This is a genomic window from Agrobacterium sp. 22-221-1 (assembly GCF_053522445.1).
In genome coordinates, this window is the sequence record NZ_JBNWCL010000002.1 from 221830 (window position 1) to 235959 (window position 14130).

A 14130-nucleotide genomic window follows, 5' to 3' on the forward strand; every position below is an offset into this window, starting at 1 on the left:
TCTCAATGTCGCAGGAAATCCATACTCAGGTCACGCCTGAGGAACTCGCCCATACGTTCGACGAGGCGCCGCCGGAGGTCGATCTCAAGGTCTATTCATTCGAAGACTGGGTCACGCTCGGCCTCTTCTGGCTGATGACGGGCTGCGTGTTCCTTCAGTTCTTCACCCGCTACGTGCTCAACGACAGCTACGCCTGGACGGAAGAAATCGCCGTCAACTGCCTGATCGGCGTCGTCTTTTTGGGTTCGGTCATGTGCGTGCGCATGTCGCGCCACATTCAGGTGGACGTGCTTTATCACTATGTGCCGCCACAGGTGGCCCGCGCCATGTCGATCCTCGTCGACGTGCTGCGCATCCTCTTCTTCGCCTACACCTCCTGGCTGATGTGGCGTTATCTGGAAATCGTCGCCGATGAGGAGATGGTCACCGTGGCGCTGCCGCGCAACATCGTTTTCTACACGGTTCTGGCCGCTTTCGTTCTGATGTTCTTCCGCTCAGTGCAGGTCTTCATCGCCAATATGCAGCGTGGCTACTCCGTTCTGGAACGGCCCGAAGAATTCCAGAGCGCGGGGGATTGATCACATGCTGCTTCTTATCGGCTCCTTTCTTCTCCTGATGCTGATCGGCCTTCCGGTCGCCATTTCCATGGCCTCGGCCTCGCTGCTCTACATCGTGTTTTACAATGTCGCGCCTGACATCATCGCCGCGCAGCGCCTGATTGCGGGTGTGGAAAGCTTCCCGCTTCTGGCCGTTCCCTTCTTCATCCTTGCCGGCAACCTGATGAATACGGCAGGTGTGACAGGACGCATCTATTCCTTCGCCGTCGCGCTCGTCGGCTGGATGAAGGGCGGCCTCGCGCAGGTCAACATCATCGGCTCGGTGATCTTTTCCGGCATGTCCGGCACCGCGCTTGCCGATGCGGCCGGTATCGGCACCATCGAGATCAAGGCCATGAAGGATCACGGTTATCCGGTCGAAGCGGCCGTCGGCGTCACCGCCGCTTCCGCAACGCTCGGCCCGATCTTCCCGCCATCGCTGCCCTTCGTCATCTACGGCATGATGGCGAATGTCTCCATCGGTGCGCTGTTCATGGCCGGCATCGTTCCGGGCGTCGTCATGACGCTTCTGATGATGATCACGGTTGCGGTCTTCGCCGATATCAAGGGCTGGGGCTCCGATACGCCGTTCAGCCTCAGAACCATCTTCGGCGCATCAATCGAAGTCTTCGTGGTGATGATGGTGCCGCTTGGCATCTACATTCTCACGGCGTTCGGCCTGTCGCTCAACCTGTCGATCCTGATCGTGCTGGTGATCCTGCTCGCCTGCGACTGGTATTTCGACTTTTCCGCCGTGATGGCGCTGATGACGCCGGTGATCCTGATCGGCGGCATGACCATGGGCTGGTTCACACCAACGGAAGCCGCTGTCGCGGCCGTGTTGTGGTCGCTGTTCCTCGGGCTTGTCCGTTACCGGACGATGACTTTCAAGACGCTGGCGAAATCGACCTTCGATACGATTGAAACGACCGCTTCGGTGCTCTTCATCGTCGCGGCGGCATCGGTCTTCGCATGGCTGCTCACGGTCAGTCAGGCGGCACAGCTTCTGTCGGCGGCGATCCTGACGATCACCGACAGCAAGTGGATTTTCCTCGTGCTGGTCAATCTCCTGATGCTGTTCGTCGGCTGCTTCCTCGATACGATTGCGGCCATCACCATCCTCGTGCCGATCCTGCTGCCGCTGGTGCTGCAGTTCCATATCGACCCGGTACATTTCGGCCTCATCATCACGCTCAACCTGATGATAGGGCTGCTGCATCCGCCGCTCGGCATGGTGCTGTTCGTGCTCTCGCGCGTGGCGAAACTCTCCGTCGAACGCACGACAATGGCCATCCTGCCCTGGCTGGTGCCGCTGTTCGTGGCGCTGCTGCTGATCACCTTCGTTCCGGCCATCACGCTGTGGCTGCCGACCGAAATGGGCCTGATCCGCTAACGCCAACATCATCGCCCGCGCGTTTTCCCGCGCGGGCTTCTTCATCCCATACACATATGAGGGCATCGTCATGCAGACACGCGTGGCACGTCTATACGGCCAGAAGGACATTCGCGTCGAAACGCAGGACCTTCCCGCACCGGGACCCGGCGAAGTGCTGCTTGCCATGGCGGCGGGCGGCATCTGCGGCTCCGATCTCCACTATTATCAGGATGGCGGCTTCGGCCCGGTCCGGGTGCGCGAGCCGATCATCTGCGGGCATGAGGCATCCGGCCATGTGCGGGCGCTGGGAGAGGGTGTCAGCGGGCTTGCCATCGGCCAGCTCGTCGCCGTCAATCCATCCCAGCCCTGCGGCCATTGCCATTTCTGCCTGAAGGGCCAGCCGATCCATTGCCTCGAAATGCGCTTCATGGGCAGCGCCATGCGCCTGCCGCACGAACAGGGCATGTTCCGCGACCGGCTGGTGGTTCCCGCCAAACTATGCGCGACATTTTCAGAGGATACCTCACCCGCCGAAGCCGCCTGCACCGAGCCGCTCGCCGTCTGCCTGCATGCCGTGGCTCAGGCCGGCGACCTGAAAGGTGCAAACGTACTCGTGACGGGCGCAGGCCCCATCGGCCTACTGACCATCGCCGCCGCCCGCCATGCCGGTGCGGCCACCATTGTCGCCACCGACCTCACCGATGCCGCACTTGAACGCGCGCCCGCCATGGGCGCCGACCGCACGATCAATGTCGCGAAAGACGCCGAGGCGCTTTTGCCCTATCAGGACAATAAGGGTTACTTCGACGTCATTTTCGATTGCTCCGCGGCCGGTCCAGCACTTCGCACCGCCTTTGCCTGCGTGCGTCCACGCGGCACCATCGTGCAGGTCGGCGTCACCGGTGACATCACCATTCCGCTCAACGCGCTGGTCGGCAAGGAAATTCTCTGGCGCGGCTCACAGCGTTTCCACGACGAATTCGCCATTGCCGCCGGGCTGATCTCCACCCGCAGGATCGATGTACGGCCGATCATTTCCCACAGCTTCCCGCTCGGCGAGGCGAAGGCGGCATTCGAACAGGCCGGAGACCGCTCCGCCGCCTGCAAGGTGCAACTGACATTTTCAGCAGACTGATATTTGAGGATTAAAGATGAGACATACATGGCGCTGGTTCGGCCCGGTCGACAAGGTCACGGTTCAGGATGCGGCTCAGGCGGGTGCGGAAGGCATCGTCAGCGCGCTGCACCACATCGCCACCGGCGATGTCTGGCCGGTGGATGAAATCGCCAAACGGCATGAGGCGATCAAGGCCGGCGGGCTTTATTGGGACGTGGTGGAAAGCGTGCCGGTCTCCGAGGATATCAAGACCCAGACCGGTGACTGGAAAACCCATATAACCAACTGGCAGGAAACGCTGCGCCGCCTCTCCGCCTCCGGCATCCGCACCGTCTGCTATAATTTCATGCCCGTGCTGGACTGGACCCGCACCGATCTGCGCTGGGAAACCAGACACGGCGCAAAGGCGATGCGTTTCGATCTTCCCGATTTCGCCGCCTTCGACATCCACATCCTGAAACGCCCCGGGGCAAAGGCCGATTATCCGGACTGGCTGGCGGAGGAAGCGGCAAAACGTTTCGCCGACATGCCGGACACGAAAATCGCCGCCCTCGGGCGCAATATCGGCGCGGGTCTGCCCGGCTCGGCGGATGGCTATACGCTTGCCCAGCTTCTGGAAAAGCTGCGGTCCTATCACGGCATCGACCGCGAAAGGCTGCAACAGAACCTCATCGACTTTCTCTCGGAAGTGACGCCGGTTGCCGAGGAGGTGGGTATCAATATCTGCGCCCATGGCGACGATCCGCCATGGGCGCTGCTCGGCCTGCCGCGTATTCTCTCCACCGAAGCCGACTACGCCCATATGCTCTCGCAGGTCGATAGCCGCGCCAATGGCGTGACACTCTGCACCGGCTCCCTCGGCGCGCGGGCGGATAACGACCTGCCCTTCATCGCCAGCCGTTTTGCCGATCGCATCCATTTCGTACATCTGCGCAACGTGACGCGTGACACCGACACCGTGCCATGCTCCTTCTTCGAGAATGAACATCTGGAAGGCGGAACCGACATGGTCGCCGTCATCGCAGCACTCCTCACCGAAGAGGCGCGCCGCCGGGCGGAGGGCCGCGAAGACCGCACCATTCCGATGCGGCCCGATCACGGCCAGGAAATCCTCGATGACCTGACGCGCGGCGCACAACCCGGTTACCCCGCCATTGGCCGGCTGAAGGGATTGGCTGAGCTGCGTGGCATCGAACGCACGCTGTCGCACGGCCGTTTCGGGCTGACGGGTGGGACACGCTGAACAATGTTCCCGGCTGGGAGGCGTTCCGTCAGCCTGCGGCCAACCTCGCCCTGTACAGAAGATAGGAAAAAGCCCCTAGCCCGCCGGCGATGACGCCGGCGGCTTTCACGGCGGCGTCCATCAGATGCGGATGGCGAGTGGGCGACAGGAATTGCAGCGCCTCGATGCCAAAAGCCGCCGCGATGCCTGCCACGATGATCGCCAGCCAGTAACGCGGATAGGCGAGCACGAAGGCTGCCGAGCAGAAGGCGAAGGCCGCGGCGCGGTCCAGGCCCACCGTCGTCAGCGTGTGCGGACGAAAGCCGATAGGGCAAACTGTAACGATCACGATCAGCAGAAAAACCGACCAGGCGACATATTTCGGAAGTCTATTTGTCATCATGGCGTCACAATAGAGCGCCGTGCGCGTAAACGGAAGCGGGTCTTTTTCACGCCTCGCCCAATTAATCACACTTTTCGGTCAGATAGTTGAAAAACCGGCTTTCGCTCAGGCCCCACACGGGCTAAGGCAGAAGGCAACCGGGCGAGGATCGCGGCTGATGGCGTTTGCGCTGTCGCCCTTCGGTGCAACGTCACGGTGTCGGGTGGATTTTCCACACAGGATCAGATTTTCAGGGAAGAGCAAAATGAGTTTCAAGCCGCATGGCAAACATCTGGTTGCAGGAGAATGGGTCGCAACGGAAGCTAAATTCCGCAGCGAGCCTGCACATGGCGAAGCTTTCGATTTTTCAGTCGGCACCGTCGATCTGGTGAATGCAGCCTGTGAAGCAGCCGAAGACGCCTTCTGGAGCTATGGTTACACCACCCGCGAAGAGCGCGCCGCATTCCTCGACACCATTGCCGACGAGATCGAAGCCCGCGCCGACGCCATCACCGAAATCGGCTCCTCCGAGACCGGCCTGCCCGCAGGACGCCTGCAGGGCGAACGCGGCCGCACCGTTGGCCAGCTGCGCCTTTTCGCCTCGCATATCCGCAAGGGCGACTATCTCGACCGCCGCCACGATGAGGCGCTGCCGGACCGCCAGCCCCTGCCGCGCCCGGATATCCGCCTGATGCAGCGTCCGATCGGCCCCGTTGCGGTCTTCGGCGCCTCCAATTTCCCGCTCGCCTTCTCCACGGCCGGCGGTGATACGGCAGCAGCTCTGGCAGCCGGCTGCCCGGTCGTCGTCAAGGGCCATTCCGCCCATCCCGGCACCGGCGAAATCGTTGCCGAAGCCGTTCTCGCCGCCGTCAAGAAGCACAATCTGCATCCCGGCGTCTTCTCGCTGATCCAGGGCGGCCGCCGCGATGTCGGTTCCGCGCTCGTGCAGCATCCGCGCATCAAGGCGGTCGGTTTTACCGGTTCGCTCGCCGGCGGCCGCGCGCTGTTCGATCTCTGCGCCCAGCGCCCCGAGCCGATCCCCTTCTTCGGCGAACTCGGTTCCGTCAACCCGATGTTCCTGTTGCCGGAAGCCGTTGCTGCCCGCGGCGAGGCCATCGCCAAAGGCTGGGCTGGTTCGCTCACCATGGGTGCGGGCCAGTTCTGCACCAATCCCGGCATCGCCGTCATTCTCGCCTCGCAGGCGGATGCCGTTGCTGAAACCGCCCGTGCAGCCCTGTCGGAAGTCGGCCCGCAGGTCATGCTGACCGACGGCATCGCTGCCGCCTATCGCGACGGCCGCGACCGCATCGCCGCCGGCAATGGCGTGCGTGACGTGCTGACCACCACCTGCAACCTGCGCAACGCCACGCCTTATCTCTACCGCGTTTCCGGCAAGGACTGGATTGCGAACCACGCGCTTGCCGAAGAGGTCTTCGGACCGCTCGGCCTGATCGTAACGGTCGAGAGCCCGGAAGAGATGATCGCGGTTGCGAAAAGCTTCGAAGGCCAGCTGACCGCCACCCTGCATCTCGATGCCGGCGACGCCGAACTCGGCCGCAAGCTGCTGCCGATCCTCGAGCGCAAGGCCGGCCGCGTTCTCGCCAACGGTTTCCCGACCGGCGTTGAAGTCTGCGACGCCATGGTTCACGGCGGCCCCTACCCGGCCTCCACGAACTTCGGCGCAACTTCGGTCGGCACCATGTCGATCCGCCGCTTCACGCGCCCGGTTTCCTACCAGAACATCCCTTCGGACGTTCTGCCGGAAGACATTCGCTAAATTGAACGACGGCAGGCGCGGCAACGCGCCTGCCACTCTTTCAGCCGGCCTTTGAAGAAGGCTATCGGCCTTTCGAAAGACGCGGCCCGACGCCGGCGCGTCATCTGCTTCTTCCAGCCTCTTCCAGATTTTCCACGTCGCGACGTTCTGCTCGGTTGACATTGGCCCTGCACGTAATGCTAATACGTGACTCGTAACGTAATAACATTACAATCATCCTCAAAAGACCGCCATCGGTTCAACTCCGCAAGAGGATGACAACGTCTGGAAGGAACACCATGAGATTTTCCCTTCATCACCATCTCGGCATGAGCGCGCTCGCAACATGCCTTGCCCTCGTCATGCCCCTTGCCCCAGGCATGGCGCTGGCCGAAGAAAGCAGCGACAGCGTCAAGGAATGGCGGCTGTTCGTCGCCGATCACAGCCAGCCGGTGGTGCGCGCAATCGATTTCGAAACCGGCAAGGAACTCGGACGCTACGATCTCAAGGGCTATGCGGCGCTGACCGCCAGCGCCTCCGGCAAGACGGTCTTCGCGACGCAATCGGATGCCGACATGGTGCATGTCATCAAGACCGGCATCGTTTTCTCAGATCACGGCGAACATCGCGATCTGGACGTGGAGGATGCGGCGCTTTTGCCCGTCACCTTCGAAGGCAAGCGCCCTTTCCACGTCGTGCCGCATGACGATCATGCGATCCTTTTCTATGACCGCGGCGGCAAGGCGGAGATCATCGACGAGGCGGCCCTGCTGGACGGCAAGGCCAAGGTCCGCACCGTCGACACGACTGCGCCGCACCATGGCGTGGCGGTGACGATGGGACGTTACGTTCTGGTTTCCGTGCCGAATACCGAGGTCGAAACGAAACCCGATACGCTGCCGCCCCGCATTGGGCTGCGTGTTCTCGACAGGGAGGGCAAGCAGGTCGGCGAACAGGCGGCATGCACCGATCTGCATGGCGAGGCGACATCCGCGCGGCTTGTCGCTTTCGGCTGCAAGGAAGGCATTCTCGTTGCCCGCCCGGGCGGCACGGATGGCCCGAAGCTGGAAATGCTGGCCTATCCGGAGGATTTCCCGAAAGCCTATACCGGCACGCTGCTCGGCGGCAAATCCATGCAGTTCTTCCTCGGCAATTACGGCGAGGACAAGGTCGTCCTGATCGATCCGGACAGCAAGGACGCCTTCCGTCTGGTGGAACTGCCGACCCGGCGCGTCGATTTCATTCTCGATCCCGCCAATCCGCGCAACGCCTATATTCTGACGGAAGACGGCGATCTGCATGTGCTTGACGTGCTGGAAGGCGCCATCACCCGCAAGGCAAAGGTGACCGAGCCCTACAGCAAGGACGGCCATTGGCGCGATCCGCGCCCACGTCTCGCCGTTGCCGATGGGCAGGTCGCGATCTCCGATCCGCGCCATTCCCTGATCCGCGTGGTGGATGCGGAAAGCCTGAAGGAAACCCGCACGGTTGCGGTGGAAGGCCAGCCCTTCTCCATCGTCGCCGTCGGCGGTTCCGGCGCTTCTCACTGATCCTGAACAAAGAAAACCCCGTGCGCCGACTGGCGCACGGGGTTCTTCAATTTCAAAGACCCTATCCTCAGGCGGACTGGATCGCCTCGATCTTGTCGATGCCGCCGACCGTTCCGGCAAAATCCTGCCAGACGCCCTGAGCCCCCTTGCGCCATTCATCCAACGCTTCCGGCTGCAGCACCTTGCCGCCCTTGGAGAGCGCAAGCTCAACGGACTTCGTTTCGTCCTCAACGATCAGCTGGTTGAAATATTGTGCGCCCTCGCTGGAGGCTTCCGAAAGAACCTTCTTTTCTTCGTCGTCCAGCTGGTTCCAGAAGGTCGCGCCGTAATAGACGACGCCCGAGGCCCAGATATGGCCGGTCTCGGTCATATAGGGCACGACCTCGTAAAGCTTGAAGCCGGCATAGGCGGACTTGGTAAGGTCCATGGCATCGGCCACGCCGGTCGCCAGCGCATTATAAGTCTCTGTGATCGGAATACCGACCGGCGTGGTGCCGAAGGCGCTCCAGAGCTTGGTGTGCAGCGGGCTCTGGATGACGCGGATCTTCTTGCCCTCCAACTGCTCCGGTCGGGTAACAGGCTCCTTGGTCAGAAGATGGCGAGCGCCGTAATTGATGAAATCCGCGGCGACGAATTGCTGCGCACCGAGTTTCGTCTTCAGCTCGTTGCCGGTCTCTCCCGTGACCACCTTGCGCACATGCTCGGCATCGCGGAACAGGAACGGCAGATCGAGGATCTGCAATTCCGGCACCCAGCCGGAAAGCGAGGAGACGGTGGAAAGGCTCGCCTGAACCGATCCCAGACGGATGTTTTCCGCCACTTCCTTTTCGCCGCCCAGCGCGCCGCTCTTGACGATGTTGAAGCGGAAGCGGCCGGGCAGCTTTGCCTCCACCAGCCCGCTGATCTTCACCCAGATTTTCGTCTCCGGCTTGTCGTCGGCGAAAAGCGACGCGACGGTGAGGCTGCGGGTTCTGGCATGTGCCGTCCGCACGAAGGCGGGTGCGGCAAGCGTTGCCGCGCCAATGGCGGAAAGTTTGAGGAGATTGCGGCGATCGATAATAGTCATGAATAAAACCCCGGATTTAGAAGAAAATGGCCCAGGCGCACAGAATGGCGAGGGAAACAAGAAGAGAGACGAGATAGGGAACGACGGCCCGGAAAAGTGCTGTCGCCGGAATACGGGTGACGCCGCTGACCACGAAGATCAGCATGCCGAGCGGCGGTGTCAGGCCATGGATCATCAGATTGACCACGAGAATGACGCCGAAATGGATCGGATCGATGCCGGCGGCCACGGCCGCAGGCAGCAGGATCGGCCCGAACAGCAGGATGGCCGCGCCGATATCCAGCACCAGTCCCACCACGAGCAGGATGAGGTTGGAGAGCAGCAGCACAGCGATCTTGCTGACGCCGAGCAACGTCACGAAATCCGTGACGAGCCCCGAGACATTGTCGACCGCTAGCAGGAAGGCGAAAGGCCCGGCCGTGCCGATCAGAAGACCGATGGCCGCCGCCTCACCGGCCGACTGCCGGAAAATCGCGAAAATGCGGCCCGCGCCCAGCCGGTAACCGAAGCCGAGAAGCAGCGTGTAAAGTGCGGCAAGCGCTGCCGCTTCCGTGGTGGTGACGATGCCGATGCGGATGCCGACCACCACGATGACGCCAAGACCGAAGGCCGGTATGGCGGCGATGGCCGAGCGCCAGCGCTCCGCACCCGTGGCGCGAGGCAAGGTATCGACGCTGCGCACGCTGAAATGGATTGCCACCGCAAGGCAGACCGCCATCAGCCCGCCGGCAAAGAAACCGCCGACCAGCAGCGAGCCGACCGACAGGTTGGTGGCCGTCGCAAGGATCAGGAATGCGATGGAAGGCGGAATGACATTGTCCAGCACGGAGGTGGCCGCAATGATCGCGCCCGCCTGCGCCGGCGGATAGCCGTGCTTGACGAGTTCCGGCTGGAAGGTGGAAGCACCGAAGGCGGCATTGGCGACCGATGAGCCGGATGCTCCGGAAAACAGCACGCTGGTCAGAAGCGTCGTCTGCGCCAACCCTGCCCGCCGGTGGCCGACCATGGAGGCGGCGAAACGAACCAGCTGGTTGGCGACGCCCGATTCCGTCAGTAGGCTTCCGGCCAGCAGGAAGAAGGGAATGGCGAGCAGCAGGAATTTCGACATGCCGGTCACGGTTGACGAAACGATGGCCGGTTCCGGCAAGGTGCTGCCGAAGGCGATCGCCACATAAGCGGCGGCAAGGAAGGCATGGGCAAGCGGCGCAGCGAGCACCAGCCCCACGGCCGCCGTCAGCGCCAGAAACAGGCTCGGCGGCAGGTTCGTATCGACGAAAACTTCCGGCAGGCCAACATAGGCCACAACTGCGATGGCGAGAGATGTGAGAACGGCAAACAGCTTGCCTTCACTGACACGCTGAAGTGCCAGATAAAGAAGGATAAGCGCGCCGCCTGCACCCAGAAAGCCGAAACGCACCCATTCCGGCAGGCCAAGCGTTGGAGACGTGCCGCCGAGCATCGCTGCAATCTCTACCCCGCCGAAGGCGAGGATGAGTGCGGCGACGAAGGAGAAGGCATCGGCCAGCACTTCGGTTACCGCGTGAAATCGCTGAGGCAAAAACCGCACAAAAACGTCGAGCCGCATGGCGAGAGCGCTTTTGAGGCTAAGCGGCGCACCGACCGCGATCATGGCCACATGCAGCCAGATGCCGAGGTCTTCCGCGCCGATAAAGCCGGTATGGAACAGGTAACGCAGGGTGACGTTGACCAGCACCATCACGAGAAGCGTTGCAAGGATCGCGGCGGCGACTGCGCCGAGCGCCTTGTCGAGAATGGCAAGCGCCCGCTCTGCTGCGAGCTGCGGGCCGATGCGCCGTTGCGCGATTGTTGTTGCCGGACTTGCCGTCATGTCTTGTCTCTCCACTCCCGCACCATGCTCAGGAGGCCTTGACCGAGAGGTCGCGATCGAACAGGGTCGACCATGTGAATTGTTTTGCCGTCGAGACCTCACGCGATACATCAAGACGCGGCAGAACCTTTTCGCCGAAGCGGAAAGCCTCTTCCAGCAATGGCATGCCGGAAAGGATGAAGGTAGTCACGCCCGCCTTCTTATAAGCCTCCAGCGTGCGGATGACAGTATCCGGCGAACCGACAATCGCGGTTCCCGGCCCCGGCCGCACAAGACCGATGCCGGCCCAGAGATTGGGCGCGATTTCCAGATCGCGCAGGTTCTCCGGTTTCTGCCCGCCATGCATCGCCGTCATGCGCTGCTGGCCGACGGAATCGGTCCTGCTGACGAAACGCTGATTGGCGGCAATGGCACGCTCATCCATGCGCCCGTAGAGATCGGCGGCGGCGGACCAGGCCTCTTCATCCGTATCGCGTACGATGACATAAAGGCGAATGCCGTATTCCAGTTCGCGACCGAGCTTCTCCGCCCGCGCCTTGACGAGATCGACCTTCGCGCCGATCTGATCCGGCGTTTCCCCCCAGGAAAGATAGGTCTCGACATGTTTGGCGGCAACGTCGATGGCCTTATCCGAGGAACCGCCGAACCACAAAGGCGGCGGCTCTATGCCCTGCCCAACCGGCAGCGCCAGCTTTGCGCCCTCCGTCTGGAAATGCCGCCCCTTGAAATCGACTGTTTCGCCGGCAAAAAGACGGTGCCAGATCTGCAGATATTCATCCGCCATATCGTAACGCTCATCATGCGGCATGGTCATGCCGTATGCGCCGAGCATCTTGGCATCGCCCGAGACGACATTTATCAGCAGGCGGCCACGCGAAAACTCCTGAAGCGTCGCCGCCATCTTGGCAAGCAGCGTCGGCGCGACAAGGCCCGGATGAATGGCGACCAGAAACTTCAGCCGCTCGGTATAGGAAAGCAGCGCGCCCGCCAGAACCCAGACGTCATGCGCGCCGGTGGCAAACAGCGCACCGGTATAACCCAGCTGGTCATAAGCGAGCGCCAGCTGTTTATAATAACCGAGATCGACCTTGCGGGACCCTTCCGGCTGCCAGGGATAAGCGCCGTCGGGCGCGCACATGTACCAGAAAACATTCATCTGCCGCCTCCCACGCTGGCTGATTGCCCGGTCAGAACCGGTAAAGAGAAATGACCGTGCCTGTAAAGCGTATCGGCCTCCTCCTGCTGTTCGGCAAGGATATTTTCGGCAGCGGCCACGACCGAAAGGTCGCGCGAGCGCAGCACCTTTGCCCATGACTGCGCGTCGCCCTCGCTACCCGGCTCGGCGGCGAGAAGGGCTGCGGCCCTATCTATATCCGCCATGACGGCGCGGCCGACGCGATCCAACTCAGCGGCGATCGCCAGCCTTTTCTCCGGCGCTATATTGTGACGTTCAAGCGTCCAGAACAGCGAACGGTTGGGAATGGTGGAGCCACAGCGAACCAGAAGGCTGATCTCCTCATGGGTCAGGGCCTTTTCCAGCCGCGGCGACATTGTCACCCAGGCATCGACGCGGCCTTCCACGAGATCGCGCAGGCTATCGCTGTCGCCGCTTTCAATACGGGTCACATCCGCAAGGCCAAGCCCCGCGCCTTCCAGGCTGCGCGCCAGAAGATAGGTGTGAAACGATCCGTCAATCAGCGATATGCGTTTTCCCGCAAGATCCGCTGCGGAGCGGATCGGGCTGTCGCGCCGCACGAGAATCGCGCCATTGGCGGGCCTCGGTGCGGAAGCGGCAATATAGACCGCTGAAAGTCCGCGTGCATCCGCCTCGATGGGCGGCGTCGAACCCGTGCCGCCGAAATGGATTTCGCCCTTTTCCAGAAGCGCCGCCGTATCGCGGCCTTCACGATAGGCCACGAATTCCGGATCGAATTCTTCAAAGGCGCCGGGCCAGAGCCGGGCGAGCCGTAAATGCAGATTGTTGGGATGAACCCCGATTTTCATGTCGACACCTCATTTCGCAATCAATCTACTTTTTTATAGAATGTTTTCGAGGAACGTTTTGGCGATCCTCGGCCGGAAAGCGAAAGAGAAATCTACCAATCCTGTAGATTTTGAAAAATGCTTGATCGGGTCGAACTAGCTTTCATCAAGCCATTGAAATTTATCGTCATACATTCTACTTTTTTGTAGTTTGAAAAATGGGCCTGTAGTCGTGACGAAACCGGTTTCCAATCTCATCTGCCGCAGCGTGGTGGAAGCGAGCGAGCTTTTGAAGCTTGTCGCCAACGCCAATCGTCTGGCCATCGTCTGTTATCTCATGGAAACGGAGGCTTCCGTTTCCGCGCTGGAATATGAACTCGGCATCCAGCAGCCAACGCTTTCGCAGCAACTTGCCGAATTGCGCGACGCCGGTGTGATCGAAGGCTCGCGGGAAGGCAAGGCGGTGATCTATCGTGTCACCGATCCGCGTATCGTCCAATTGGTTCTGACGCTGCGCGGTCTTTACGCGGACCTTTCCGACGTGACCGGCAAGAAAGGCAGACGGGCACTGCCGCTTGATGAGGCGATGTTCGACTAGAATGATCGACCTTTACACCTGGATCACGCCCAACGGTCTTAAAATCTCGATTGCGCTGGAAGAGTTTGGACTGCCCTATACCAGCCACGCCATCGACATCGAAAAAGGCGAGCAATTTGCCGCCGATTACGTCCGCATCAATCCCGGCTCGAAAATCCCTGCGATCGTCGACGATGAAAACGGCACCGTCCTGACGGAATCGAACGCGATCCTGATCTATCTTGCCGAAAAAGCGGGCCGGCTTCTGCCCGTCGCCGCGACCGAGCGACTGATCGTCACCGAATGGCTGATGTGGCAGGCCGCCAATTTCGGCCCGACACTCGGTTATGCCCATTATTTCCTGACCTATCATGCCGGAAAGGCCCCCTTTGCCGAGACGCGTTTTGCCGCTGATGTGGAGCGCCTCTACCGGACATTGAACGACCGCCTGAACGAGCGGGAGTTCGTGGCCGGCGATTTCTCCATCGCCGATATCGCCATCTGGCCATGGGTCTCGCGTTTCGCGCGCCACAGGATCAACCTCGACGACTTTCCAGCCGTGCAGACATGGTATCGCCATCTCGGACAGCGGGAAAGTTTTCAGCGCGGTTACCGTATACCTTTCGTGACACCGGATGTGCCGGGCCTGTAACCAGC

At 61.4% G+C, this 14130-nt stretch carries 13 protein-coding genes; 8 read left to right on the top strand and 5 right to left on the bottom strand.

Annotated elements, in window-relative coordinates; translation table 11 throughout:
• Positions 1 to 5: 5 nt before the first annotated feature.
• The 4 genes from ACQZ5N_RS04560 (at position 6) to uxuA (ending at position 4331) form a co-directional block, all read left to right on the top strand.
• On the top strand, positions 6 to 578 hold the full coding sequence (locus ACQZ5N_RS04560; protein WP_059758143.1) for a TRAP transporter small permease: 573 nt from the start codon (positions 6 to 8) through the stop codon (positions 576 to 578).
• 4 nt (positions 579 to 582) lie between these two features.
• Entirely contained in the window at positions 583 to 1989 is a 1407-nt protein-coding gene (locus tag ACQZ5N_RS04565; RefSeq protein WP_448732228.1) for a TRAP transporter large permease, read from the top strand.
• A 70-nt stretch (positions 1990 to 2059) separates the two neighbouring features.
• Complete coding sequence (locus tag ACQZ5N_RS04570) at positions 2060 to 3106, top strand: L-idonate 5-dehydrogenase (protein ID WP_448732229.1); 1047 nt, start codon at positions 2060 to 2062, stop codon at positions 3104 to 3106.
• Positions 3107 to 3122: 16 nt separating this feature from the next.
• Positions 3123 to 4331, top strand: a complete 1209-nt coding sequence (uxuA, locus tag ACQZ5N_RS04575) for a mannonate dehydratase (protein ID WP_448732230.1) — start codon at positions 3123 to 3125, stop codon at positions 4329 to 4331.
• A gap of 28 nt (positions 4332 to 4359) precedes the next feature.
• Here the strand turns inward: uxuA and ACQZ5N_RS04580 are convergent, their stop codons facing one another.
• Positions 4360 to 4713 carry an antibiotic resistance protein VanZ gene (locus tag ACQZ5N_RS04580; RefSeq protein WP_162936101.1) on the bottom strand — a complete coding sequence of 118 codons (354 nt, stop codon included), beginning with the start codon at positions 4711 to 4713 and terminating at the stop codon, positions 4360 to 4362.
• A gap of 244 nt (positions 4714 to 4957) precedes the next feature.
• Between ACQZ5N_RS04580 and ACQZ5N_RS04585 the strand changes: the two genes are divergently transcribed.
• Together ACQZ5N_RS04585 and aztD are read left to right on the top strand one after the other, a co-directional pair.
• The gene (locus ACQZ5N_RS04585) at positions 4958 to 6469 is read left to right on the top strand and encodes an aldehyde dehydrogenase (NADP(+)) (protein ID WP_174057735.1); all 1512 of its coding nucleotides are present in this window, start codon (positions 4958 to 4960) and stop codon (positions 6467 to 6469) included.
• Positions 6470 to 6747: 278 nt separating this feature from the next.
• Entirely contained in the window at positions 6748 to 7998 is a 1251-nt protein-coding gene (gene aztD / locus ACQZ5N_RS04590; protein ID WP_448732231.1) for a zinc metallochaperone AztD, read from the top strand.
• Between the two features lie 67 nt (positions 7999 to 8065).
• Here the strand turns inward: aztD and ACQZ5N_RS04595 are convergent, their stop codons facing one another.
• From ACQZ5N_RS04595 to ACQZ5N_RS04610, 4 genes are read right to left on the bottom strand one after another with little or no spacing between them, the layout of a single operon-like run.
• On the bottom strand, positions 8066 to 9064 hold the full coding sequence (locus ACQZ5N_RS04595) for a TRAP transporter substrate-binding protein (RefSeq protein ID WP_448732232.1): 999 nt from the start codon (positions 9062 to 9064) through the stop codon (positions 8066 to 8068).
• A 16-nt stretch (positions 9065 to 9080) separates the two neighbouring features.
• A complete protein-coding gene (locus ACQZ5N_RS04600; RefSeq protein ID WP_448732233.1) occupies positions 9081 to 10913 on the bottom strand; it encodes a TRAP transporter large permease in 1833 nt (610 codons plus the stop codon).
• A gap of 28 nt (positions 10914 to 10941) precedes the next feature.
• Positions 10942 to 12069 carry an LLM class flavin-dependent oxidoreductase gene (locus tag ACQZ5N_RS04605; protein ID WP_448732234.1) on the bottom strand — a complete coding sequence of 376 codons (1128 nt, stop codon included), beginning with the start codon at positions 12067 to 12069 and terminating at the stop codon, positions 10942 to 10944.
• On the bottom strand, positions 12066 to 12917 hold the full coding sequence (locus tag ACQZ5N_RS04610; protein WP_448732235.1) for an ABC transporter substrate-binding protein: 852 nt from the start codon (positions 12915 to 12917) through the stop codon (positions 12066 to 12068). The genes ACQZ5N_RS04605 and ACQZ5N_RS04610 overlap by 4 nt, the downstream gene beginning before the upstream one ends.
• Before the next feature lie 211 nt (positions 12918 to 13128).
• Between ACQZ5N_RS04610 and ACQZ5N_RS04615 the strand changes: the two genes are divergently transcribed.
• Together ACQZ5N_RS04615 and ACQZ5N_RS04620 are read left to right on the top strand one after the other, a co-directional pair.
• Positions 13129 to 13494 (top strand): ArsR/SmtB family transcription factor, encoded by a 366-nt coding sequence (locus ACQZ5N_RS04615; protein ID WP_448732236.1) that lies wholly within the window; start codon positions 13129 to 13131, stop codon positions 13492 to 13494.
• A gap of 1 nt (position 13495) precedes the next feature.
• On the top strand, positions 13496 to 14125 hold the full coding sequence (locus ACQZ5N_RS04620) for a glutathione S-transferase family protein (RefSeq protein ID WP_448732237.1): 630 nt from the start codon (positions 13496 to 13498) through the stop codon (positions 14123 to 14125).
• Positions 14126 to 14130 lie beyond the last annotated feature (5 nt).

Excerpts from the sequence above, each read along its gene's own strand:
- ACQZ5N_RS04595 (WP_448732232.1), bottom strand. The coding sequence starts at position 9,064 with ATGACTATTATCGATCGCCGCAATCTCCTCAAACTTTCCGCCATTGGC.
- ACQZ5N_RS04605 (WP_448732234.1), bottom strand. The coding sequence starts at position 12,069 with ATGAATGTTTTCTGGTACATGTGCGCGCCCGACGGCGCTTATCCCTGG.
- ACQZ5N_RS04570 (WP_448732229.1), top strand. The coding sequence starts at position 2,060 with ATGCAGACACGCGTGGCACGTCTATACGGCCAGAAGGACATTCGCGTC.
- ACQZ5N_RS04585 (WP_174057735.1), top strand. The coding sequence starts at position 4,958 with ATGAGTTTCAAGCCGCATGGCAAACATCTGGTTGCAGGAGAATGGGTC.
- ACQZ5N_RS04610 (WP_448732235.1), bottom strand. The coding sequence starts at position 12,917 with ATGAAAATCGGGGTTCATCCCAACAATCTGCATTTACGGCTCGCCCGG.
- ACQZ5N_RS04620 (WP_448732237.1), top strand. The coding sequence starts at position 13,496 with ATGATCGACCTTTACACCTGGATCACGCCCAACGGTCTTAAAATCTCG.
- ACQZ5N_RS04560 (WP_059758143.1), top strand. The coding sequence starts at position 6 with ATGTCGCAGGAAATCCATACTCAGGTCACGCCTGAGGAACTCGCCCAT.
- aztD (WP_448732231.1), top strand. The coding sequence starts at position 6,748 with ATGAGATTTTCCCTTCATCACCATCTCGGCATGAGCGCGCTCGCAACA.
- uxuA (WP_448732230.1), top strand. The coding sequence starts at position 3,123 with ATGAGACATACATGGCGCTGGTTCGGCCCGGTCGACAAGGTCACGGTT.
- ACQZ5N_RS04565 (WP_448732228.1), top strand. The coding sequence starts at position 583 with ATGCTGCTTCTTATCGGCTCCTTTCTTCTCCTGATGCTGATCGGCCTT.
- ACQZ5N_RS04600 (WP_448732233.1), bottom strand. The coding sequence starts at position 10,913 with ATGACGGCAAGTCCGGCAACAACAATCGCGCAACGGCGCATCGGCCCG.
- ACQZ5N_RS04580 (WP_162936101.1), bottom strand. The coding sequence starts at position 4,713 with ATGATGACAAATAGACTTCCGAAATATGTCGCCTGGTCGGTTTTTCTG.